The sequence below is a fragment of the Collimonas sp. GW821-FHT02H07 genome, from assembly GCF_059421505.1.
The window spans coordinates 692,967-714,545 of sequence record NZ_JBWKVC010000001.1 but is presented as its reverse complement, the minus strand read 5'-3'; the positions used below and the strand labels follow the sequence as shown (position 1 = coordinate 714,545).

Genomic DNA, 21,579 nt, shown 5'->3' with positions numbered 1-21,579 from the left:
TGCTTTAACAATGTTTTCACCATGTGAGGTAATTCCATGTCCAAATTCATGTCGCAATACTGGATCTATCTGCTCGGATGGCTTTTCCTGCTCGGAACCGGCAGCGCCAGGGCGAATACGATAGAGGGAAATTTCAGGCTTTGGGACGATTGCAGCAGCTACTGCCTGGTTTACGCCGCCCCCCATGCAATCTATCAGTCCCCGTTGGCCCTGCAGGCTGCGCTGGATTCTCCCGGCAAGGAAGGCGTACTGCATTACTCCATGATGATGAAAGACTATGTGGGCGACGGCCAGGTTCTGGCCTTGCGCCTTGACGATGTCGCCACCGTCTTTGTCGAACAAGAAAACCTGAGGCTGAGCCTGGTTGGCTCCGACGGCAAGCCCAGGAATTTCAAGTATGCGCGCCAAGGCGCAAACCATTGGTCGCTTAACTGGCTGGTGCCCGTTGGCGATGATGCTCCCACCAGCATCAAGGTCTTCTTCAAGAATCTTGATGGCCAGAACAAGGTCCTCTCCATCTCGCCTCTTTACAGCGTGGAGGTGGACGACAAAACACTCGCGCGCTGGCCCGCATTCGCCACCTTCTCTGTCACTCAGGAGAATGTCACTCAGGGCCAGGGCCTGCTTGGGATACGACGCGCAGGCGTCAGTTACGTCGCCGCTCCTGCGAGCCATGACCGCCAAAAACGCTGGAGCGAGTGGCACAGCGGCAAGCTGCTCTGCCTGCTCGACCCGTTGGATGCCATTTACAACTACGTCACCCAGAACCGCTGCAGTCTGGGAGAAACCTGGGAAGGCGCAATCTATCAAACCCTGGCAGGCAGGCCTGTCGACCAGTACGCGCCACCGGCGAGCAAGCCGGCTATCAGCCAACGCATCCATTTTGCCAAGGGCAACGCTCTGGAAGCGCTGGCAAGCCACCGGGTATGCGGCATCCCTCTTGAGTCCTTGGCGCGCAGACGCAAGCCGAGAGGATGGGAAGAATGGTCTTCGTGCGGCAACCCCACGGCCAATTTGATAGCCCTTTACATCGCCACCCGCTTGCCGCTGGACCAATTCCGTCAGGTGATTCATAACCTGGTTCATGGGCAAGCGGTTGCCGCGCCTGATCCGGTGCCTCTGGATGCCCTGAGAAGCGCGGTCCTTGAACGCCCGGAACTGGCCCGCCAAAGCATCGCCCAGGCCGCCGACATCTTCAGGAACTACCAGGCAGCCAATCCTGGCGCCAGTGCCGCCAACGCACAACAGGCCGATGTGCTGGCCGTCACCTGTCCGGCCGACGCGCGCCCGTGCGGCTCCGGCGCAAGCAGCGGCGTGCTGGTCCAGCATGAAAGTCCCACCGGAGCGCACTTTTTGAATGACGGGGAGCCGCCAAGCTTTACCGTGCAAGGCACGCAAAACTGGAATTTGAACCGCCTGCAGGCTGCTCACCGGCGCCTGCTGGCGCAGGGATACGTTTTTGCGGGTTATCACGGCACCTCCCTGGAGGGCGCACAGAGTATCGTGTTTGGCGGAATCCACAACCGGCAGCAGGACCTGGAGGAAATCTGGAAAGGCCTGTACGTTGCCGGAGATCCCGCGGTTGCCTACGGCTACGCGCAGGATGCGGAAGGAGATGCGCGCGGCCGCATCCGCAACGGCACGATGTTGCGCATCTATGTCCCGCGCAACGCTCTCCCGCGACTCTTTGCCACCAGTCTGGCGCTGGATCATCCGGGCGCTTCGCAAGAGGTTGCGCGTTTGATCGGCCACCCGCTGCCCTTGCAGTATGAATCGATCACCGGACCGGAAGCAGCAGGCGGCAATCGCCTCGAAACGATCCTGGGCTGGCCGCTCGCTGAACAGGCCGTCGCGATTCCCTCGATGATCCCGACCAACAGCCGCACCGTCGGCAACCCCCTCGATCCCGCCACCGTCGCGCTTGAAGAAAAGCAGATCAGCAGCTTGCCGGGCTATGCCACAAAACCCGCGAAAGACGACAGGACGGAACTATGAGCCTTAGTACATTACCCCCAGCTTCACCCAGGCAGTACGGCCCTGGTCATTGATGGCAGTATTGGCCGCATAGCCAAAGCCGGTATTGCCCGCCAGATTGAGATGTTCTGCATACGCCTTGTTAAAAACGTTATCGATGCCGGCAACGATTTGCACCGATTTGGAAAATGCATAAGCTGCATTCATCGACAAGACGCCAAAGCCCGCGCTCGGGCCGAAATCCTTGCCGACGACATTGCCTTCATTGATAGCGACCCGGTTTTGCGCTGACACGAGGCGCCACAGCGCGCCGAACGACCAGCGCGCATCGTTGTAGTTCAAGGTAAGCCGTGCATCAAGCGGCGGCATTTGCGGCAAGGCCTTGCCATCGCTGCGGTTGCGGCCCCAGGCATAGGCCAGCGAACTGTCGATCTTCCAATGCGGAGCGAAACCATAGGATGCGCCGAGCTCGCCACCCATGATCTGTGCATCGATATTGTTAGCTTGCGATGTTGCGCCCATCGCTCCCGGCAGATAGGAAAACAAGATGTAGTCGTTGACCACGCCGACGTAGGCCGATGCCCAGGACTGCCATGCGCCGGCTTTATATTGCGCGCCTATATCAAGCTGCGTGGTTTTTTCCGGACGAATGCCGGCAAAGGCGTTGGGCGATCCGGCCGGCGCCATTTTCGGCGAGAACAATTCCCAATAGTCGGGAAAGCGCTCGGCATGGCCCAGTCCCGCGTAAAGCGTGCCAGCTTTCGACGGCAGATCGTATTCGTAACGGGCAAAGCCGCTAGGCAAGGTAACCCGGCGCACCATATCGGCGGTAGGATTGGGCGGCGCCATCATGCCCTGCCCCAGCGTGCCGCGCTCATCTTTTACCGTCGCGTAATCGATGCGCGCGCCGCTGATGACCCGCTGCCGCGGCGCTGCAGACCAGGTCGCCTCGCCAAACATGCCGACATTGCTGAAAGCGGCATCCTTGTTCCACGGTTTTTGCGCATAGGTGCCGATGCCCATGCCGCTGCGCGCGCGGTGCGCGTTCTGTTGCATGTCAAAGCCGGTGACCAGGCTCAGCGCATCGTCCCACGCCAGCGTCGCGGCAATCCTGGCGCCGACGGTACGCCGGTCGACTTCCGACGCCATCGGCATTTTCATCATGCCGGCTTTGGGATCCGGCTTGCGCAGGGTGTAGTTATCCATCAAGTGATCGGCATAGTTGTAATACGCCATCGCCTCGATCTTCGCGACGTGCTGGCTGATATTGCGCTTTTCGAACTTTGCGTTGAAACTGTGGCGCTTGAAACTGACGCCATCCATCCCGCGTCCGGCGTAAGCCGCCGAGCCGTCGCCAACGCCGGCGTTCAATTCCAGCAGGGTATCGGCATCCGGCGTAAAGCCGAGCGCAGCGTCTACATTCCACTTATCCCAGCGCGACGCCACCGTTTGATTGTTGCCATCCTTGTAGTCATTGGCCTTGCCGTGATTGGCGATGACACGCGCATAGACATCCGGCGTGCCGGCAGTCAGATCCGCTCTCTGCTCATTGCGGCCGTACGATCCGGTCGTCAGCCCGCCGTCAAAGCGGACGGGATTTTCAGTTTCTGAAAACCGTTCCGTCTTGCGTTCAAACAGCACCGTCCCGGCCGATGCTCCCGGTCCCCAGATCACGCTTTGCGGCCCTTTGATGACAGTCAGCTTGTCGAAACTCTCCGGCGAAATATAAGAAGTCGGCGCATCCATGCGGCCGGGGCAAGCGCCCAGGATGGTGGTGCCGTCGTTCAGAATATTGATGCGCGAGCCGAACATGCCGCGCAAGACAGGATCGCCATTGGTGCCGCCGTTGCGCACGGCGGAAAAGCCCGGGATGGTTTTCAGGTAATCGGCGCCGTCGCTGGCCGGTATCGGCTGCCGCGGCGCTTTCGGGTCGACTACGATGGTCAGAGGTGAAGTCTCTTGCGCAGCCGTGATGACGACTGTCGGCAGTACAGCTTCGTTCGTCGCCACATCGCTGGCAACGGCGCCGGCGGTCAGCGCGCTGGAACTGACGACGGCTGCATGGATCAGCGCAGGCAGGAATTGAGGGCGGGCGTTTGGAACATAAAGCATGGGCATCCTATAAATGGCTGAGAAAAATTCCCGCCGAGTATAGAAGCGCATCCCTTCAAAAAGAATGCGGCTAATTGTCGCACCCTGTGGCGGCAAGCGACTGACATTTGATGCCTGCTGGGCTCAAATGCCATCGGGACGTCGTTGCGGCGATATCACCAACTCGTCGAAACCTGAAACCGCATCCGGTTCGCGGACAAAACGATGCTCCGGCAATAACGCCACCAGCAGCTCGGCTGTCGTGCGCACAATGCATCCGGGCGCTACGTGGCCGCCCAGCACGCTACCTTGCGCATCGGCTACCGTCATGTGGAGATGAGCGCCATCGGCCGAGAGCGATCCGGCAAGTGTCAGCATCTCCAGGTCACCGCGAAGTTCGGTAGCTTGTTTTGCCCCGGCAAACCGCAGATGCGCATGGGATAAACTGCCAATACCCTGCAGCACAAAAGCGGCGCTGACGCCATGTTCGATCAGTACAGTTTCCAGAACCGAGCGTAGATCCTGTCCGGGAGTGAGACGTAGAGGTAGGGTTTGCATGGGGGATCATTAGGCTAGGCTTGGGAAAGATATTACATTGAATGGCGCATGACCGGAGAGCCCGCAACGCTGATCGAGCAGGACGTGTAATATTCAATCAATCAGCAATTCCCGCCCGCCCTCAGTCGCGTCCATGAAAAAAAACCCGGAATTTTCCGGGTTTTCCTTGCCTGATTTAGGGATTCTCTAATTTGTCCAGCCCAAATTTCTCCAGCATCATATCCGCGGTTTGCAACGCCCCCTCGACCCAACCCTGGGCATCGGAATAGGCCTCGCCGCAAATATACAAGGGCTGCCGGCCGATCGGCTGGATGATCTTTTGTTTCACTTCCCAGCTCTTTACGCCGATGTTCCAGCTATTCCAGCCGCCGCCGAAGGGATCATCGCCCCAATCGCGGAAACAGGCATCTTGCACCTTCGGGGTATAGCTCAAGCCGTGCATGGTCGCCAACTGGCGCGCCACTTCGGTCACCATGCGGTATGGCGCCTGGTGCTGGTCCCATTCCAGTTCCGGATTCGGTTTACGGTTTTCGGCAACGAACGGTTCACTCACTTTGGCGACATCCTGCCCCCTGGCCTTGTGTTGATGCCTCTGCGGCCGCAGGCCGTCCCAGAATCCGGTATTGTCGCCATCGTCATAACTGGCCAGTAACATCGCGGGGCCAGTCTTGACGGACGTGCCATCGCTTTTCGGCCAGTAATAGGTTTGCCGTACCGGAATATCAGTCACGCTGCGGCCGGCTTCTACCGGCACTACGCTGCCGTCAGGCTTGCTATATCCGGCTGCGCGCCACCATGGATTGGCATAGGTGGTAAATAATTTAAACAGCGGACGCGGCGTCACGGAAGCGATCAAGCCACTGGCCTCTTGCAAGATCGGGCTGCTGTCAGCCAGCAGATCCAGTGAGCGGCGCGGCATGGCCAGGATCACGGAATTGGCGCGGATCGACTTGCCGTCGGCCTGGAATTCAACTGCGCCATCCAGACTTGCAAGCGCCGACACGCTGCTGTTCAAACGTACCTCGCCGCCTGCCTCGGTGAATAATTTTGCCAAAAGCCGAGGCACTTCCTGGAAACCTTTGGTGAACCCTTTGTAAACCGGCTGAACGCCGAAGTCAGACAAATACCAGGGGATGGCGTCGGCGGCGTTCCAATTGCTCATGGTGGAGTCATACCCGCCCGCGTCCAATGAATATTGATACGATTCACCGTTAATGACGCGCATCAGCACATTCCAGAATCCCTGTTGATACAGAGGCTTGCCGGAGAAACTGGCTTGCTGCGCCATTTCGCGACGCTGGTCTTCGGTGAGATCCGGATTGGTAATGCCCGGCACAATCTGCTCAATTGCATTGATCATGACGGAACCGGCGGTTTGCCCGTGATTCGGAAAGCCGAGCCGGTACGGAACCTTGTCCGGATTGGTAGTGAATTCGGACAAGCGCAAATAAGTGCCGCGCAGATAAGCGATGTTTTGCGGTTCGTCAACAGGGAAAGGATACAGCTTGATTTTCTCGCTATCCGGCAGTAAATGATTCAGCACATCGATCAGGGTGCTGATCAGCGGTTGTACTTTGGGCAGAATCCGCATGCCGCCCAGTTCCGCCACCATGTCGGGAATCCCGGGTGGCGTCACCGACAGCAAGCGCCCGCCGATATGATCGCTTCCTTCGAACACCACGATTTTTTGTTTCGGGTTGGCTCGTTTCAGCCGCCATGCGCTATATACGCCGGAAACCCCGCCGCCGACGATGGCGATATCAATTTTTTCATCTGCCATGATGCGTAATCCCCTTTTTTGCAAGTAAGTGGAAGAACGAATCCCTGGACCTAGCCGGACAGCATGTCAAAACCCGGTTGCGCCCTGGGCACCGCATTTGCTGCCAACGCCGCTTAGAAAATCACCGGTGTATTCTGATTATCGCCAAGCCCTGCGGCAGCAAGCAGCGGTCCTTGCTGGTGGAAAAAATTCAAGGCAGGCTGCAGCGGGGCTCTTGCTTGTCTTGCTTGTTTGCCGGTGTCGTCATCCGTGCTGGGCGGCGGTGGCGGATTCTGGGCGGTACGCATATCCAGAACATAGGCTTGCTGATGCTGCAGGACATGATCCATGCCGCGCCGCACGGCTGCTTTGACGCCTTCCGGAGTGTCGACCACTTCACCGCTTAGGCCTCCCAGTGCTTTTGCAATGGCGACAAAATCCATCACCGGACTTTGTATGCGCAGATAGGACGGGTCCGTATTGTTGTCTTTGGGATGCCATTCATAGCCAGGCGCGGCTCCATACGCTGCGACCAGCTGTTGCAAGCCGTTTTGCAGGGTGTGGTATTCATGATTATTGGTGATGATGTACAGCACCGCCAATTTGCGATGCGCCGCGGTCCACCAGGTTTGCGGATAAAACAGCGACGAACCGTCGCCCACCGCCGCCACCACAAACTCGGCATCGATCTGTTGCCAGCCTTGCGGGCTAAGCTTGATGCCAAGCGACGCCGGCATCGACCAGCCCAGCGACCCGCCGCCAACGCAGTAATAACTGATCGGCGCGGCGCCTTCCGTGCCGAACGGCAGCAGGTACTGGAAAGGTGCAGGATCGGAAACCGCCTCGTGCACATAGACAAATTTCCGGTTCAGATTGCGTTGCTTGATTTCTTCACGCAAAGCCTGGGCAATGACTACCGCCAAAATATTCGGCGCCGCCAGTGCTTCAACAAAATACTTATCCCATTGCACCCGCCGCTGCGCCGCCAGCACGGCCAGCTTCGCATTGCGCGCCGCGGCCGGTGCAGACGGTTCGCTGCCTACCTGTGCATTGATCAGCGGCAGCGTTGCTTTAATGTCGCCAAACACTGCCGCTTCGCCATAATAATTTTTGCCTATATCCCACATATTATTGCTGAGGTAAACCTGCCTGACAGCTGGGGGAATCAGAGCGCCATCCGAATATTTGAAAATCGTGATCTGCGCCTGGTTGCTAAAACCGCACAGAAATGCCACGTCATGATCCTTGAATACACTTTGCACGCCGGCTTGCGTACCCGGCAGCTCACCCTGCCAATGGCTATCGTCATTCGGGAAATTCGCCACGGCGCTGAAGGTTTGCAGCAATACGGGCGCGCCGATCAACTCCGCCATTTGCTGCAGTTCCGGCCAGGCGTTGGCATAGCCGACCGCATCGCCAGCGATGATGATGGGGTTTCTTGCTTCCTTGAGCGCATTGGCAACCTGGGTAATCGACTCCGGTGCGCCGGTGAAATGCGGCGAAATGCGCGTTACGCCTTTGATCTTGTCGTCAGCGCCGATTTCGCGCATGGTGAATTCCCACGGAATCGATACGAACACCGGGCCGTTCGGCGCCGCCATCGCTTCTTTAAAGGCCCGTTGCAGCACCAGCGGAAGTTCTTCGGCAGCGCGTACTTCGTGCGCCCATTTGGTGTATTGCCTGGCTAAATCAACCAGATTGGATGCCAGCAGCGGCTCCTGGGTCACCAGTTCATTTTGCTGCTGGCAGCACAGAATCACCAGCGGCACCTGTGAGCGAGAAGCATTGAATAAATTGCCGATGCTGTGCGCAATACCCGGCGTGACGTGCACTACCAGCACCCCAGGCAAACCGGTCATGCGCGCGGACCCCATGGCCGCACCGAGCGCAATGTTTTCATGCAGGCACTCAATGTACTCCACCTTGTTTTCCGGATAGGAGGTGCCATCGATAATTGGAATCTCGTTGGTTCCCGGCACACCGAAAATATAGTGAATGCCAAGTTCGCTCAAGATATCGAAAACGTAGTCGCGCGCCCAGCGCGTCGGTGCCTGCCCAAGCTTATCCGCCATTTTCTCCCCCTATGTAGACCAAGTTATCCAGCTAAAAAAGACCGGACCGCACATGCATCTATTCCTACTGTTCAAGCGACGACAGCCTGCCCTGCTTCTTTGTCTCGATACCGTGATGAACTGTTGGCAAAGCTCCCCGCCGATCCGGGCCAGTGTCCGCGGATATCGGCAAACGCGGTCTTCTCGTTCGTCAACTACGCCGCTACCGCTGCGGAGATGTCGTCAGGCGATGAATGAAGGGAGCGGGAAGCGATGCAGACAATTGTATGCCGGTATTTCCGCAGGGAAACCTGCCACAATTGATAGGTGGACAATCTTTGATATTGTGCTTCTCCGAAGAGCAATCACGGACAGGCAATAGCAGCGGCAAGTAAAAGGACAATTGAGCCCTTATCTCAACACGTTCTTCAACGACATTGCCGATTTCTCATGAGGACGGCTTGATCAAGTCAAGCACCGATCCGTCCTTCTTCAGCGTCGCCAGCACGATGCTGGAATCCGTCGACATGACGCCAGGCGTCTTATGCAATTTGTGCTGCACAAAATCGGAATAATGATCGAGATTTCTGACGCGGACGGTCAACACATAGTTGGTGGTGCCGGTCACGATGCGCGCCTCCACCACCTCCGGCCAGCGGCTCAGCGAACTCACGAAATTCTCATGCCAGCGCTCAACATCATGCCGCATGGACACATTTACCAATGCCTCGAACTCCAGTCCGACTTCTTTCGACGAAATCACACATCGATACCCGGCAATTACGCCGGCGTCTTCCATTAATTTCACGCGCCTGAAGCAGGCGGAGGCGGACAAATTCACCGCTTCGGCCAGCTCCTGGTTGGTGATTTTTGCATTTTGTTCCAGGTGACGGAGGATGCGCAGATCTATGGGGTCAAGATTCATATTGAAAATTCCACCGAAAAACCAACGATAAACGGAATTATTTTGCGTATTCCGCTCAATTCGCGCTGCAAAGAGGAGAAATATTAAGCGCCCTCCTTGATACCATATTTTTCAATAAAAGACATGCCCGCAGACGGAAAAGAAGTCGATCCGAGCACGCGGCAGACACATCCATCATCCACGGAGACCGTAAGCAATGTTCAAGCACATCCCCCCATACCCGGGCGACCCGATCATGTCCCTGTTCGAGGCGTTCCAGGCCGATCCGCGCGCCAGCAAGGTCAATCTGAGCATCGGCCTGTATTACGACAACAGCAACAGCATCCCGGTGCTCGACAGCGTGCGCCAGGCGAAAGCCATGCTGGCGAACGAGGACAGGCCGCACGCCTACTTGCCGATTGAAGGCATGGCGCAATACAGGCAGCTGTTGCAGGAAATCGTGTTCGGCAAGGATAGCCAGGCGCTGCGCGACGGGCGTGTGGCCACCATCCAGTCAGTCGGCGGCTCCGGCGCTTTACGGGTGGGCGCCGAATTCCTGAAGACCTATTTTCCCGGCAGCGCGGTCTGGGTCAGCGATCCGACATGGGACAACCATCAAGTGCTGTTTGCCGGCGCCGGCCTGGAGATCCACAGTTATCCGTACTACGACGCCGTCACCAACAGCCTCAAGTTCGAGCAGATGCTGGCCTGCATAGCGACCCTGCCGGCGCATGCCATCGTACTGCTGCAACCTTGCTGTCATAACCCGACCGGGATCGATCTCTCGCGGGAGCAATGGCAGCAACTGATCCCGCTGCTGCAACGGCGCCAGCTGATCCCTTTCATGGACATGGCCTACCAAGGCTTCGGCGACGGTGTCGAGGAAGACGCCTGGGCGATCCGGGCGATGGCCGATGCCGGCCTGTCGTTCGTGGTCAGCAATTCCTTCTCGAAGAATTTTTCCCTGTATGGCGAGCGCTGCGGCGGCTTGTCCTTCGTCGCCGCCAACGCAAGCGAAGCAGCGACCGTGCTGGGACAGCTGAAGGCAACCGTGCGCAGGATGTATTCCAGCCCGCCGCTGTATGGCGCGCGGCTGATTGCGACCGTGCTCGGCAGCCCAGGACTGGCGGCCAACTGGAGCGCCGAAGTCGGCCAGATGCGGACTCGCATCAAGCATATGCGGAGCAAGCTTCAGGAACTGCTGCAACAACAGCTGCCGCCGGCCGAGCTCGCCTACCTGACTGCGCAGCGCGGCATGTTCAGCTACACCGGCCTGACGCCGGCGGAAGTCGATCTGTTGCGCGAACGGCAAGGCGTGTACCTGCTGCGTTCCGGCCGCATGTGCGTAGCCGGACTCAACGACGCCAATCTCGAACATGTCGCCGCCTCGCTTGCCGATGTACTGCGGACACGCGCGCAGCAGCGGGCGCTTGCCTGATAACGAAGCTGGAGAGAATTTACATGCCAGACACCATTGAAACCGGCTTGCCGAAGCCGGCACAGCCCTTCTCCTGGGCCACCCACGCCAATGGCGTGATGTTCACCACCCACGGCCCGGTCGACGCCGGCGGCAGAATTGCCGGCGCCGACATCAGCGCGCAAACCCGGCTGACGCTGGACAACCTGGCGACCACGGTCGCGGCCGCCGGCAGCAGCCTGGAAGACGTGCTGCAAGTCCTGATCTACATGGATTCCGCGCAAGACATGCCGGTCATCGACGCCATTTACCGCGAGTATTTTTACGCCCCGCATCCGAATCGCAGCAGCATCGCGGTCAAGGGCTTCGCCCATCCAGACATGCTGATCGAAATGGTTGCCTATGTACGGATACCGGACCAGGCGGCGCCCGCGGCGGGCTGACAACACCTTTTCCGTCTCTCCACACAAAAAAACATAGGGAGAGACTTTATTCGACGTAAACCAAGGAGGAGATAAATATGAGGAAATTCCCAATGCAGCTGGCGGCAGGCATGCTGATCGCCGGCAGCGCCACAGCGCAAACGTCCGTGACCATCTACGGCATCGCCGACATGTCGCTCGACCGCTTTTCCGGCAGCAACGGCGGCTTGCAATCCCATCCCGCAGTAGTCCGCCTCGACTCGAACGCCAGCAACAATCTGGCCGGCAGCCGCCTCGGCTTCAAGGGCAAGGAAGATCTGGGCGGCGGACTCAGCGCCGATTTCAAGCTGGAAATGGGGATCCGCATGGATACCGGCGCCTCTGAACAAGGCGGCGTGATGTTTGGCCGTGCATCCAACGTCGGTTTAAACGGCGGCTTCGGCTCGGTCCATCTCGGACGCCAGGATACGCCGGCATTCGAGCTGCTCAACAATGTCGACCCGATGGGCGTCGGCCTGGCCGGTTCGGCCGGCAATATTCAAATCGGCAACAAGGCATTGTTCCCGGTCGGCGGATTGAAAGGCGTACCGGAACAGGGCTGGATCGGCTTGGGGGCAATCCGCTCCAACAACAGCATCCGTTATGATTCACCGAACCTCAGCGGCTTTAGCGGCAGCCTGCTGTATAGCCTGGGCGAAGTGGCCGGGTCCAGCCAGGGCAACGTCGCCGTGGCCGGCTTGAGTTACAAGCACGGTCCGCTGTACCTCGGCTACGTCCACATCACCGATCACGGCGCCGGGGTCGTGAGTCCAGGCACGCTCGGCTTCCATCAACGGAGCGATGCCCTTGGCCTCACCTATGACTTCGGGCCAGCCAAGCTGTACACTTTAGCCGCAACCAAGACAGCCGACTCCGCAGGTATTGTCGACAAGGCCAACTATTATTTGCTTGGCGTTAGCGCTCCGCTTGGGCAGAGCGGTCAAGTGATGGCAAGCTGGAATCGCTCCGCCGGCCGCAACTCCAATGCGAACAGCGCTGATCAGTACGGCCTGGGCTATCTGTATTCCCTGTCGAAACGGACCACTTTCTATACTTCGGTCGCCAAGATCATCAATAAAGGCAGCGCCGCTTTCGGTATCGACGGCTACGACGGTCACGATGGCAGCGCTTTCGATTACTCAACGCTGTTCAACGTAGGCATCACCCATTCTTTCTAATTTTTGACGATAGCGCCGCAATGCACGCCCTTTTCAGCGGCCGGATATTTTTATAATTATCAGGAGACGTTTATGCAACGCAATACAAAAATGATTTCACTCTGCGGAACGATGGCATTTGCCTTGGCCGGCATGGCGTCGGCCCAGGAACAAGTCGTCAGGATTGGTCACGTTGGCCCGCTCACCGGCGCTATTGCCCACCTGGGAAAAGACAATGAAAACGGCGCCCGCATGGCGATCGACGAGTTGAATGCCAAAGGCATCGTGCTGGACGGCAAAAAGACAAAATTCGAACTGGCGTCGGAAGACGACAGCGCCGATCCCAAACAGGCAACCTCGGTGGCCCAGAAACTGGTCGACGCCCGCGTCAGCGGCGTGATCGGCCACATGACTTCGGGCACCACGATCCCGGCGTCGAAGATCTACTACGATGCCGGCATTCCGCAAATCTCGCCATCGGCAACCAATCCCAAATACACCCGGCAGGGTTTCAACACGACCTTCCGCGTAGTCGCCAACGACAGTCAGCTGGGCGGCGCCTTGGGCCGCTATGCCGCGCAATCCCTGAAAGCCAAAAGCGTGGCCGTCATCGATGACCGTACCGCCTATGGCCAAGGAGTTGCGGAAGAGTTCAGCAAAGCCGCAAAAGCCGCGGGGGTAACGATCGTCACAACCCAATTCACCAACGACAAGGCTACCGACTTTACCGCCATCCTGACTGCGATCAAAGCCAAGAATCCAGACATGGTGTTCTTCGGCGGCATGGATGCAGTCGGCGGTCCGATGCTGCGCCAGATGAAACAGCTGGGCATCAAGACCAAGTTCATGGGCGGCGACGGCTTGTGCAGCTCGGATCTGCCGAAATTGGCTGGCGACGGCCTGGAAGACGAGCAAGTCGTTTGCGCGGAAGCCGGCGGCGTGCCTGATTCCGAGAAAAAAGCCATGGATGACTTCAAGGCCGCCTACAAGAAGAAATTCAACCAGGACGTCGTGATCTACGCACCATATGTCTACGATTCGCTGATGACCATGGCCGATGCCATGCAAAAGGCCGGTTCCGCCGATCCGAAAAAATACCTGCCGATCCTGGCCAAGCTCAGTCACAAGGGCGTCACCGGCAATATTGCCTTCGATTCGAAAGGCGATATCAAGGATGGCTCCTTGACTTTGTACACCTACAAGGGCGGCGTGCGCACCAAGATCGCCACGGTCAAGTAGGGACTGCAAGCGGCGCTCCTGGCGCCTTTCATCCACCATGGAGCGACAGCCTTGCCGGCACGCGCAGGATTATCGGCAAGACGCCGGGAGCGGCAATATCAGCGCAGTAGATATAGATGAAAATTTGATGGGTATTTTCAGCATCCAATGACATGGACAAGACGACGTTGTGGTTCGAAATTTACCAATTGCCGCAAGGATGCGCCAATTCGGCGAACTATTACGGTCTTGAAGAATGGACCGAGTTTTTTACCGACGGTCATCTATACGAAATCATGCCACGTGATAATGCCGGCAATCCGCTGCCGATCGGAGTTCTCTATTTCGACAGCCAGTGCATGCTGCGCGACCGCTTGCTATCGCTGCAGCATGCCGATCCCCACGAGGCGCACGAAGCGCACGGGGACCGTCGCCCGGCTTCAGGGTTGATGATCAATACCGTCAATGCCGACGCCATCGATGCCGCGCCTAGCTATGTGGTGATAAGGACGCTGCAAAACGGAGAATCTTTTGTGTATAAGGCTGGACCTTACCTGGACCGGGTGGTCAAGGCTGCAGCGCGATGGCGCGGCGCAAAGCGCCGTGTGGGATATGACACGCTGCGTGGGGCGCCCGAGACGCCAACCGCGCCGATAGTGGCGCCGATGATGGTAACGGCACCTACCCCGCCATGACCTCGAGCGTCAGCTCAGGCGAAGTCAGCTCCGCCTTCATGGCGGCAATCACGCTGTAACTGAGCGTCAACGAACCGCCCGCCAGTCGATCCAGCAGATTCTTCGGCACCACAAAGCGCACCCGCCGATTGATGTCTGAACTCAAAACATCCCGGCTTTCGAAATAAGAATACGGCGTAGCGTCAGCCGCGCGCCCCAGCCAGCTCAGTCGTACTACGTCACCCGCGCTCATGCCTGGGTAGGCAGCGATCTCGATCGTCATGCCAGCAGCCGGCGTATGCGCCAGACCCAATTTCCCCTCCACGCCTTCCAGCACCAGCGGCTTGGGGAGCATGGACGACGTCGGGTAAAGATACATAGCGATGCTCCGGAAAAAAGGGACGGCCAACAGGATACGCGGGTCAAGCAAGCGGACCGGCTGCTACCGGGAGATTGACAGCGGCGACGATCGGCAAGCCGCGCAATTGTAAGTTGTTATTCATACCCTGAAACCTGTCGGAATTGATAGGTCGCGCTACGCATCCTACGGCCTGATGCGCCAGGCCCAAACCGGATATCGGGCGGTGATGGCGTCGTCGCCAGCGAGGAAAAGCAGTAGTCTTCCTACCAATGAAAACCTTGGAAAGGCCCTCGGCAAAGAAGGCCTTCTTGTCGCTCCAGCAGCTAGAGGGCGATATCAGGATGCATCTTTTCCAATGCTTACGGTGAACGAACCGGAGTTATTGCCGTAGGTATTCGGTACGTCGTTATACACGAATGTAATCAGCCCTTGCGTCTGCGCCGGAGCCGTCCAGCGGAATAATCCCGTGTTCACCGGAATGTAGCCGCTCGATCCGATTTTCATCACCAGCGCACCGCAATATGCGTCTCCGCATATCAAGCCTTGATTCGGATGAGTCTTGTCGCCTTGCGGTCCCCAGTTGGGTTGCGGACCATAGCCGGCCCATCCTGATGCAACAATCGTTATCACGTCCCCAGGATTGTAGGTGACGCTTGTTGCCTGTCCGTTTTGTGCGTTAGCAGCTACTGTGCCAGTCCAAGCCATGATTTACCTCCAGTTGTGGTTAAACATATTGGATGCATGCATTTTCGTACAATGGAACAATTGCTTTTTTTTGTCGTGGATAGCCTCCTTCTTTAACGATGGAAGGGAACAACCGGTCTGACAATTACATTAGAGCGCAATAGGAAAAGCGAGACAGCTGTCAACTTTGACGGGTACAGGCCTAGCTGTCAGCTTGCCTTCCCACGACATTGAATTCCAATCAGCCCGCGTGACTGATCTGTGGATATGGGAAGCGAGCAGCCATCTTGCCTTCAAGCTGCGGGGGACAGCGACCAGCCTGCAAGCGGCGGGAATGTGCGCAAATCGTTCTGGGTCAGCCTCAGTACGCAATTGAGCAATCCGAAGACGGCCGTTGCCTATGGCAGCATCTTTGCGGCGCTGCTTCCCCAGATCCGCCCTTGTGGTGTTATTTCGCCCTGCCGCCGCTGGTTTTTGCGGTCGAAGCCGGCTGGTACGCAGTCGTCGCCTTATGTCTTTTCAGAAAACGGCCGCGTCGCCGCCGGCGCGATCGCAACTCTTGGGCTTAGACTGTTATTTACGGCTTATAGAGCCGGCATTTAGGCATCTTCGATCAATCGCTCATACTGCATGCAAACATAATGAGCTCTCAATAATTGCGTTGTTACATGGCTATTGGGAAGCGCTACCTGGCGAAATGCCGTCAGACCCGCGGCATTGGCGCGCTCTTGCAATGCCGACCATTGATCTAGCGTCTGCGGCGCAGTCCCCTCCACCACACCACGCTCTGCCTGGCGCTGCAGCCAATGGCGACATTCCCGCAAAGCTGATGGCATTACCAAAATCGGTTTTGCGTGATCTGGCGCAGCCTTCTCAGTGCGCGCGGTAAGGCGTCGCAGCTTATCGAGCCATCCTGCCGCACGTTCCGGCTCGGGTGCAGCATCAAAATAAAGATTGTCTACCGGATTTTCGTCCGCGTCGGCATTTAGCCGCATCAGGCTCAAAGGCTCAGCAACCAGGCCGTTAACACTGCCGCGCATGCGAGCAACGAGCATGGTGCCGACCGGTAGCTGCCCTCGCTCAATCTGCTCTATACGTGCAATAGCATGCGCAGTCTGCTCGCTATAGACCAGTTCAACGTTGAGAGCTTGGTCGTTCTCGTCAAACACCGGCCATACCAGGGTCTGGCGCGCTTCGTCGAACTCGGCGTTGCCATATCTAGCTGGCTGCAATACAGCCCAATCCTTCATCGGCTGAGGCTCGGCTAGCAGACTACGCCGCACCAGGCTACGTGCTTTCATTAGTTCAGCCCAGTTCTTAGACGGCTTAAGCTGTTCGGCAAAACTAGCGCTCAACTCCAAAGTTTTCACCGACGCCGAAGTGGTTCCAGCCGCGGAGAGTCTGCCGGCGGCGTTAAGCTGGGCACCAGTCAACATAACACGTCGGCCCGTCGCCTGAGCCGGCGCCCCCAAACCATTCCAAGGTCCGACGGACTTATACCGCGCCACGGGATTGAAACTTCGCTGTTGCTCCGGGCGCGCATCGGTACAAGACAAAAACCCCTGGTCTTGCGGCGACCAGAACACCATCGTCAGTCCGACATAGCCGGAAGCCGAGCGCCACGTGTAGGCGCCAAGCCCCATCAATTCAAGCGTACCGGCTCCTTCATAGCGGCTACGAGCCTTGCCGATTAAATAACTGGGTAGCATTCCCTTTGCTTCGGCAGCATCGAGTGCGCTGACCAGACCAAAAGCCAGAGCCAGTTCGTCTAACAACCGGTGTTCATCGGCGCCGCCAGCACGTTCCAGCAACAACTCAACGTGATCAGCTAAACGACGCAGCAGGAGCGCGAGTCGATAAAACTCCGCTCCCTGCGCCCACACAGCCAGAGTCGCGTAACGGTCGCAAATGCTACGCGACAAATGCGACAAACCTAGAGCGATGCACTCCTCGATCAATTGTTTGATACTCTCTCGCAATCGGATGCGGGAATCTCTTAATGCATCTCCAACCAACTCAACCTCAGCATGATCTTTGCCTAGGTCTAAAGATGCTGAACGGTCTTTCCCAATAGATTCAGGTGCGGTGATACCGCCACCATGACTGCGTTGATATGCCAGCACAACTGCCACGCGGTATTTCTCGATCTGACTGATCTCTACATCAGCAATCAAGCTATCAAGGCCACCACCCATATACCTGAAACTCATGCGGGGATGTGTGAATTGAATGACAAGATGACGTTCGCCACTTATCCTCATCGCCTCCTCCCCCTCCAGATCATGCACAAACTGCCATGCCCAACGGTAACCGGGCTTTCCCGCATACCGAGTCAACTCATCACTTGTTACCTGCATGAGCGCTGCATGCAATTGCTCCAGGGTGTCCCCATCGGGTGCGGCGCTGGCGTTGGGGGCATCACTTGAAGTCAGCTGTTGCAGTCCGATTGCGGCAGCCAAGATATGTTGACAAATCCCTGCGGCTGGACAGCTGCATTGGGCCTGAGCCGGACCACGAATATCAAAGCGGATATTGAAGCTGTCAAAACCCAGCGTCAATGCATCAGGGGATTCGTTAACTATGCTGATATGCTGCTTTTCAAGATCCTTCTTCGCGCGCCGCAACAAGCCACGGTTGGCCAGTGCAGCAAAAGCCTCGTCGTCGAAACGACTCAACTGCATTTGCAATTGTTCCCGTAACGAATTCATGAAATCACCGTGAGCAGCCAGTGTGCGAGGCGTTGCGGTGTGAGCGCGGCAATTTCCATGCCGCAGGCTGCCAAGCGTTCGGCCATCTGACGGTCATACATCGGATGCGCCTGGCCGTCGAGAGCCGCCAAACCCAGCACTTTTACCCGCGCCTCGGCAAGTTTTGCGACAGCACGCACCAGTTCGGCAGGTGCTGCACCTTCACAAAAGTCCGTGACCAAGACCAACACCGTGCGATGGGGATTCTCCACTAATTGGGAGCAATAGCGCACTGCCTGGCCAATGTCGGTGCCGCCGCCGAGTTGCACACGCATCAGCATCTCGACAGGATCGTCGACATACTCAGAGAGGTCGACCACATTAGTGTCGAATACAACGATCTTGACCCGAAAAGCCGGCAAACCTGCCAGAATACCCGCCATTACAGCACTATGGATGACCGAGTCAGCCATGCTGCCACTCTGGTCAACGCAAAGGATGATGTCCCAAGGCAGGCGTCGCGTATTGCGCTCAAAAAACCGTAATTGCTCAATGACCAGCTGTTGACGTTGCCTATCGTAGTGTTTGAGGTTTTTCCGCAGCGTACCGATAGGATCGAAATTTCGTGCCGCCGCCATCGGCGAATGTCTAAAACGATTGAGACGACCGGATAACGTCCGCCGCACCTCAGGCTCAAGCTTGCGGCGAATTTCATCAACTACCTGCTTGACGATGCGGCGTGCCAGGTGCAGCACTTCACCGTGCAGGTGATTGCGCAAGGCAAGCAAGGTGCGCAGCAATTGTTGATTTGGTTCGAGCCGCGTCAAGGTCTGCGGGTCGGTCACCAGCTCAGTCAAGCCATAGCGGTCTAAAGCGTGCTTTTCAATGACTTCCACGGTGTCGTTAGGGAACAATTCCCGTACTTCTGACAACCAGGTCACAAGAGTCAGTTGTGAGGGATCGAGCGAGCCAGGAGCCAAATCATTGCGTAGTCCCCGCCCTTGATACTCGCGTCCATAGAGAAATTCCAGCGCCCGGTCCATGCGTCCGTACGCATCAGACAATCCGCTGCCAGATCCCTGCAAACGTTGATCGGCATACTTTCCCAGCACCAGACGCCAGCGGTCGAGCGTACTCATGCGCTTCCCCATGATTGCAAGCCGTCTGCAGTAAGGAGCTCGGACAATGCGCCCGACAAGATCAGATTAGCCTGGACCTCCGCGGCCGACAAATCATAACGAACCAGGCGGCCTAGATCCTCGGCACCATGCAACTGCGCCACGGATTCTGCGACGCGGTCAGTTTCCTTCGGCGTCATTTCAGCAAAAGCCAAACGCAACTCAGGCAATGTAGTAACAAAAGCACTCTCATCCCATTGCTGTAATAATTGATCAAGCACCCCAAGTATGGCTGGCTGCTGCCATGCCGCTTCGCGTGCCATGAATAGGAGACCACGTAAGAAGCTCACCGCCTCGGGTGGCGCCATCAAGCCGTTTACATGGCCATTCAATGCCATGCCCAATTCTGCTTCGGATAGCTTTCCTGCAGAGTACAGCAGTCCGGCGCAGGCACCGCGGACCAATGCCGCCTGGTGATGGGTGTATAACGCTAAGACCATATTCCAATAAAGATTGGCATCGAGGGTGCGACCGGCAGTGCTCAGCAATAGTTCACGCAACTGCGACAGCGCGGACAGTATCTTGCCGTCGTCACCGGGCGCAGCCGGCAATTCTCCGCCGAGGTAGACTGACCTCTCGTAGGCCGCCTGTAACAATGGCGGGATTTCAGCTACATCGCGTGTCTCCAGCGGTTCGCGCGACTCCAGCAACAGCCCTATACTGTTGGCGGCAGCCACAACTGAATCAAATGCCGCATCTTTGCCAATTGCTTCCCGTAGCGCCGTGACAACCCTTGGCAGATGGTCATGCAAACCCAATACGCAGGCATGCATCAGCAATGCGGCCGCAACCCGGGCATCACGCCTCTCACCCTGCGATTCCAGCCGTTCAATCCTGGCGCTAAAGCGATTCGCCACCGCCAGCGCTACCGTCACGCCATATACGGAATTTTCGACTAAAGCGGCTTCAGTCGATGGTGTGTACGTGTATTCCCAATGCTCTTGCAACCTCTCGAGCCCGGTGCCATTAACAAAATCAGGCCCAACCGTGCGCACGCCCATTGGCACACCCAATAAATTGAGACCATGCAAAAAACGGCTCGTAAGCCGATGTTCTGGCCGGCGGTAAATATCGAGCACGGCGCGCCTCGGCTGTGAATCGTCGATTTTCAGGCGCTGGCGACGGGCGCGATATTCAAAATCCTTGACCAGCGGCGGCGTGCCGGCACCGGGCGGCACCGTCCCCATCGCCTGGCCGCTAAAGACGCGTCGTGCTACCGCCAGCACAAGTGCGCCGTCGGCGTCGGCGTCGCCCTTGATGAAGCAACTGGTCACGGCATCGAGCACATCGTCGCGTGCTGGCGCCGGACGTTGCCGCAGGTTGGCCAACTGCAGCGCATGTTCGTATGCTGCAACCAGCGTCGGCATGGGCAGCGCCAGTTTGTGACGCTCGCGCAACTCAACGGCGATCTCGAAGAGCATCATGAGTGCCGCTTCATTCCGGATACGTGAAGCGTTCTCAGCGTCCGTCTTGCCGTATTTTAGTGTTTGTTGCCACAGCAGTTGCTGCCAGGCAGGCGATGTCATCCCCGCCGAATAACCACTCAAACGGTCAAGACGCTCGAAACTGTAGCGAATGATCGCCGAGGACTCGTCATTGATGTTGCTGCGAGAAATTGAAGGACGTATCACCGTCCCAGCCAATAAGGTTGGCATGGCAACCGCATGAAAGCCGCCAACGACTACCACCACCGGACCGTCGCCAGCCTGGCGTTGACTCAGCGCTTGTTGGATATGCCACGCCATCTCAGCTTCACGCTGCAGCGTGCCGTCTGCTCCGAGTTCGTCGTCACTGCATTCTATCCGGGCCAAATGGCAATATGCGGCCATATCCGCCACGTACGCTTCTAAGCTACGCGTCGTCGCCGGCACTTCGAATAAATGCTCCCACAACTCTTCGTGGTTACGGCAACCAAGCTGCTGCGCTAAAGCGCTCAGATAACGACTGCGCCGGAAATGATGTTCATCAAGCAAAGACTGGGCTTCTTCATCACGGCTTTGCCCATCTATTTGGCATTGCTCGGCGAAATCCAGATCGATAAACCGCACCGGCACGCCACGTCCCTGCGCCGTGCGCAAAGCGACGAGTTCCGGTGAATGATCACAAAAAGGATAGTAGGCAGCCCGGCGTAGCGCCTGCTCCTCTTTATCCACCTCCTTATTGCGTCGCACCGCATAGGTGTATATCGCCAATGGCATGCGTGCTTCGGCGTGGGTTAAGAGAGGTATGAGTGAAGTAAAGCTGCGCGGCCCCTCCACCAGCACGGCAGAGGGTGTGACGTCACCCAATAAGCGATGCAACTGCCACGCACAGGCCGGACTGTGATGCCGCACCGGAAAGACGATCAGCTCTGCGCTAACGAGCTGGGCGCCGAGGGCGCGGACGGCGTCCGAAGTCGGCAACAT

16 protein-coding genes and 1 pseudogene are annotated in these 21,579 nt (G+C 57.5%); 7 read left to right on the top strand and 10 right to left on the bottom strand.

Features of this window, described 5'->3' with window-relative positions; translation table 11 throughout:
* Positions 1-36 precede the first annotated feature (36 nt).
* The gene (locus AC07V8_RS03010; protein WP_494676715.1) at positions 37-1,995 is read left to right on the top strand and encodes an exotoxin A binding domain-containing protein; all 1,959 of its coding nucleotides are present in this window, start codon (positions 37-39) and stop codon (positions 1,993-1,995) included.
* Positions 1,996-1,998: 3 nt separating this feature from the next.
* Here the strand turns inward: AC07V8_RS03010 and AC07V8_RS03005 are convergent, their stop codons facing one another.
* The 5 genes from AC07V8_RS03005 to AC07V8_RS02985 all read right to left on the bottom strand — a co-directional run bounded on the left by AC07V8_RS03005 (position 1,999) and on the right by AC07V8_RS02985 (position 9,358).
* Positions 1,999-4,086 (bottom strand): TonB-dependent copper receptor, encoded by a 2,088-nt coding sequence (locus tag AC07V8_RS03005; RefSeq protein WP_494676716.1) that lies wholly within the window; start codon positions 4,084-4,086, stop codon positions 1,999-2,001.
* 123 nt (positions 4,087-4,209) lie between these two features.
* Positions 4,210-4,623 (bottom strand): PPC domain-containing DNA-binding protein, encoded by a 414-nt coding sequence (locus AC07V8_RS03000; protein WP_494676717.1) that lies wholly within the window; start codon positions 4,621-4,623, stop codon positions 4,210-4,212.
* Between the two features lie 175 nt (positions 4,624-4,798).
* The gene (locus tag AC07V8_RS02995; protein WP_494676718.1) at positions 4,799-6,403 is read right to left on the bottom strand and encodes a flavin monoamine oxidase family protein; all 1,605 of its coding nucleotides are present in this window, start codon (positions 6,401-6,403) and stop codon (positions 4,799-4,801) included.
* 113 nt (positions 6,404-6,516) lie between these two features.
* Positions 6,517-8,454 (bottom strand): thiamine pyrophosphate-binding protein, encoded by a 1,938-nt coding sequence (locus tag AC07V8_RS02990; protein ID WP_494676719.1) that lies wholly within the window; start codon positions 8,452-8,454, stop codon positions 6,517-6,519.
* Positions 8,455-8,881: 427 nt separating this feature from the next.
* Positions 8,882-9,358: an Lrp/AsnC family transcriptional regulator gene (locus AC07V8_RS02985; protein ID WP_494676720.1), complete on the bottom strand. Its 477-nt coding sequence runs from the start codon at positions 9,356-9,358 to the stop codon at positions 8,882-8,884.
* A 196-nt stretch (positions 9,359-9,554) separates the two neighbouring features.
* Between AC07V8_RS02985 and AC07V8_RS02980 the strand changes: the two genes are divergently transcribed.
* From AC07V8_RS02980 to AC07V8_RS02960, 5 genes are all read left to right on the top strand, one after another.
* Positions 9,555-10,775, top strand: a complete 1,221-nt coding sequence (locus tag AC07V8_RS02980) for an amino acid aminotransferase (RefSeq protein WP_494676721.1) — start codon at positions 9,555-9,557, stop codon at positions 10,773-10,775.
* 23 nt (positions 10,776-10,798) lie between these two features.
* Positions 10,799-11,197, top strand: a complete 399-nt coding sequence (locus AC07V8_RS02975) for a RidA family protein (RefSeq protein WP_494676722.1) — start codon at positions 10,799-10,801, stop codon at positions 11,195-11,197.
* Positions 11,198-11,274: 77 nt separating this feature from the next.
* A complete protein-coding gene (locus tag AC07V8_RS02970) occupies positions 11,275-12,393 on the top strand; it encodes a porin (protein ID WP_494676723.1) in 1,119 nt (372 codons plus the stop codon).
* Positions 12,394-12,465: 72 nt separating this feature from the next.
* Positions 12,466-13,611 (top strand): branched-chain amino acid ABC transporter substrate-binding protein, encoded by a 1,146-nt coding sequence (locus AC07V8_RS02965; protein WP_494676724.1) that lies wholly within the window; start codon positions 12,466-12,468, stop codon positions 13,609-13,611.
* A gap of 152 nt (positions 13,612-13,763) precedes the next feature.
* Complete coding sequence (locus tag AC07V8_RS02960; RefSeq protein ID WP_494676725.1) at positions 13,764-14,285, top strand: anthranilate 1,2-dioxygenase; 522 nt, start codon at positions 13,764-13,766, stop codon at positions 14,283-14,285.
* Here AC07V8_RS02960 and AC07V8_RS02955 read toward each other — a convergent pair.
* Together AC07V8_RS02955 and AC07V8_RS02950 are read right to left on the bottom strand one after the other, a co-directional pair.
* The gene (locus AC07V8_RS02955) at positions 14,272-14,643 is read right to left on the bottom strand and encodes a hypothetical protein (protein ID WP_494676726.1); all 372 of its coding nucleotides are present in this window, start codon (positions 14,641-14,643) and stop codon (positions 14,272-14,274) included. The genes AC07V8_RS02960 and AC07V8_RS02955 overlap by 14 nt on opposite strands.
* Before the next feature lie 318 nt (positions 14,644-14,961).
* The gene (locus tag AC07V8_RS02950) at positions 14,962-15,330 is read right to left on the bottom strand and encodes a LecA/PA-IL family lectin (RefSeq protein WP_494676727.1); all 369 of its coding nucleotides are present in this window, start codon (positions 15,328-15,330) and stop codon (positions 14,962-14,964) included.
* A 249-nt stretch (positions 15,331-15,579) separates the two neighbouring features.
* Between AC07V8_RS02950 and AC07V8_RS02945 the strand changes: the two are divergent.
* A pseudogene (locus AC07V8_RS02945) lies at positions 15,580-15,912 on the top strand (LysE family translocator); the annotation flags it as partial.
* Here the strand turns inward: AC07V8_RS02945 and AC07V8_RS02940 are convergent.
* Genes AC07V8_RS02940 through AC07V8_RS02930 form a run of 3 tightly spaced genes read right to left on the bottom strand, consistent with a single transcriptional unit; the run spans position 15,909 to position 21,579 of the window.
* Positions 15,909-18,017, bottom strand: coding sequence for a YehQ C-terminal OB-fold domain-containing protein (locus tag AC07V8_RS02940; RefSeq protein WP_494676728.1), 2,109 nt, complete (start codon positions 18,015-18,017; stop codon positions 15,909-15,911). The pseudogene AC07V8_RS02945 and the gene AC07V8_RS02940 overlap by 4 nt on opposite strands.
* Complete coding sequence (locus AC07V8_RS02935) at positions 18,014-19,135, bottom strand: VWA domain-containing protein (RefSeq protein WP_494676729.1); 1,122 nt, start codon at positions 19,133-19,135, stop codon at positions 18,014-18,016. The genes AC07V8_RS02940 and AC07V8_RS02935 overlap by 4 nt, the downstream gene beginning before the upstream one ends.
* Positions 19,132-21,579, bottom strand: a complete 2,448-nt coding sequence (locus AC07V8_RS02930) for a DUF5682 family protein (protein ID WP_494676730.1) — start codon at positions 21,577-21,579, stop codon at positions 19,132-19,134. The genes AC07V8_RS02935 and AC07V8_RS02930 overlap by 4 nt, the downstream gene beginning before the upstream one ends.

Excerpts from the sequence above, each read along its gene's own strand:
- AC07V8_RS03010 (WP_494676715.1), top strand. The coding sequence starts at position 37 with ATGTCCAAATTCATGTCGCAATACTGGATCTATCTGCTCGGATGGCTT.
- AC07V8_RS03005 (WP_494676716.1), bottom strand. The coding sequence starts at position 4,086 with ATGCTTTATGTTCCAAACGCCCGCCCTCAATTCCTGCCTGCGCTGATC.
- AC07V8_RS03000 (WP_494676717.1), bottom strand. The coding sequence starts at position 4,623 with ATGCAAACCCTACCTCTACGTCTCACTCCCGGACAGGATCTACGCTCG.
- AC07V8_RS02995 (WP_494676718.1), bottom strand. The coding sequence starts at position 6,403 with ATGGCAGATGAAAAAATTGATATCGCCATCGTCGGCGGCGGGGTTTCC.
- AC07V8_RS02990 (WP_494676719.1), bottom strand. The coding sequence starts at position 8,454 with ATGGCGGATAAGCTTGGGCAGGCACCGACGCGCTGGGCGCGCGACTAC.
- AC07V8_RS02985 (WP_494676720.1), bottom strand. The coding sequence starts at position 9,358 with ATGAATCTTGACCCCATAGATCTGCGCATCCTCCGTCACCTGGAACAA.
- AC07V8_RS02980 (WP_494676721.1), top strand. The coding sequence starts at position 9,555 with ATGTTCAAGCACATCCCCCCATACCCGGGCGACCCGATCATGTCCCTG.
- AC07V8_RS02975 (WP_494676722.1), top strand. The coding sequence starts at position 10,799 with ATGCCAGACACCATTGAAACCGGCTTGCCGAAGCCGGCACAGCCCTTC.
- AC07V8_RS02970 (WP_494676723.1), top strand. The coding sequence starts at position 11,275 with ATGAGGAAATTCCCAATGCAGCTGGCGGCAGGCATGCTGATCGCCGGC.
- AC07V8_RS02965 (WP_494676724.1), top strand. The coding sequence starts at position 12,466 with ATGCAACGCAATACAAAAATGATTTCACTCTGCGGAACGATGGCATTT.
- AC07V8_RS02960 (WP_494676725.1), top strand. The coding sequence starts at position 13,764 with ATGGACAAGACGACGTTGTGGTTCGAAATTTACCAATTGCCGCAAGGA.
- AC07V8_RS02955 (WP_494676726.1), bottom strand. The coding sequence starts at position 14,643 with ATGTATCTTTACCCGACGTCGTCCATGCTCCCCAAGCCGCTGGTGCTG.
- AC07V8_RS02950 (WP_494676727.1), bottom strand. The coding sequence starts at position 15,330 with ATGGCTTGGACTGGCACAGTAGCTGCTAACGCACAAAACGGACAGGCA.
- AC07V8_RS02940 (WP_494676728.1), bottom strand. The coding sequence starts at position 18,017 with ATGAATTCGTTACGGGAACAATTGCAAATGCAGTTGAGTCGTTTCGAC.
- AC07V8_RS02935 (WP_494676729.1), bottom strand. The coding sequence starts at position 19,135 with ATGAGTACGCTCGACCGCTGGCGTCTGGTGCTGGGAAAGTATGCCGAT.
- AC07V8_RS02930 (WP_494676730.1), bottom strand. The coding sequence starts at position 21,579 with ATGTTGCCGACTTCGGACGCCGTCCGCGCCCTCGGCGCCCAGCTCGTT.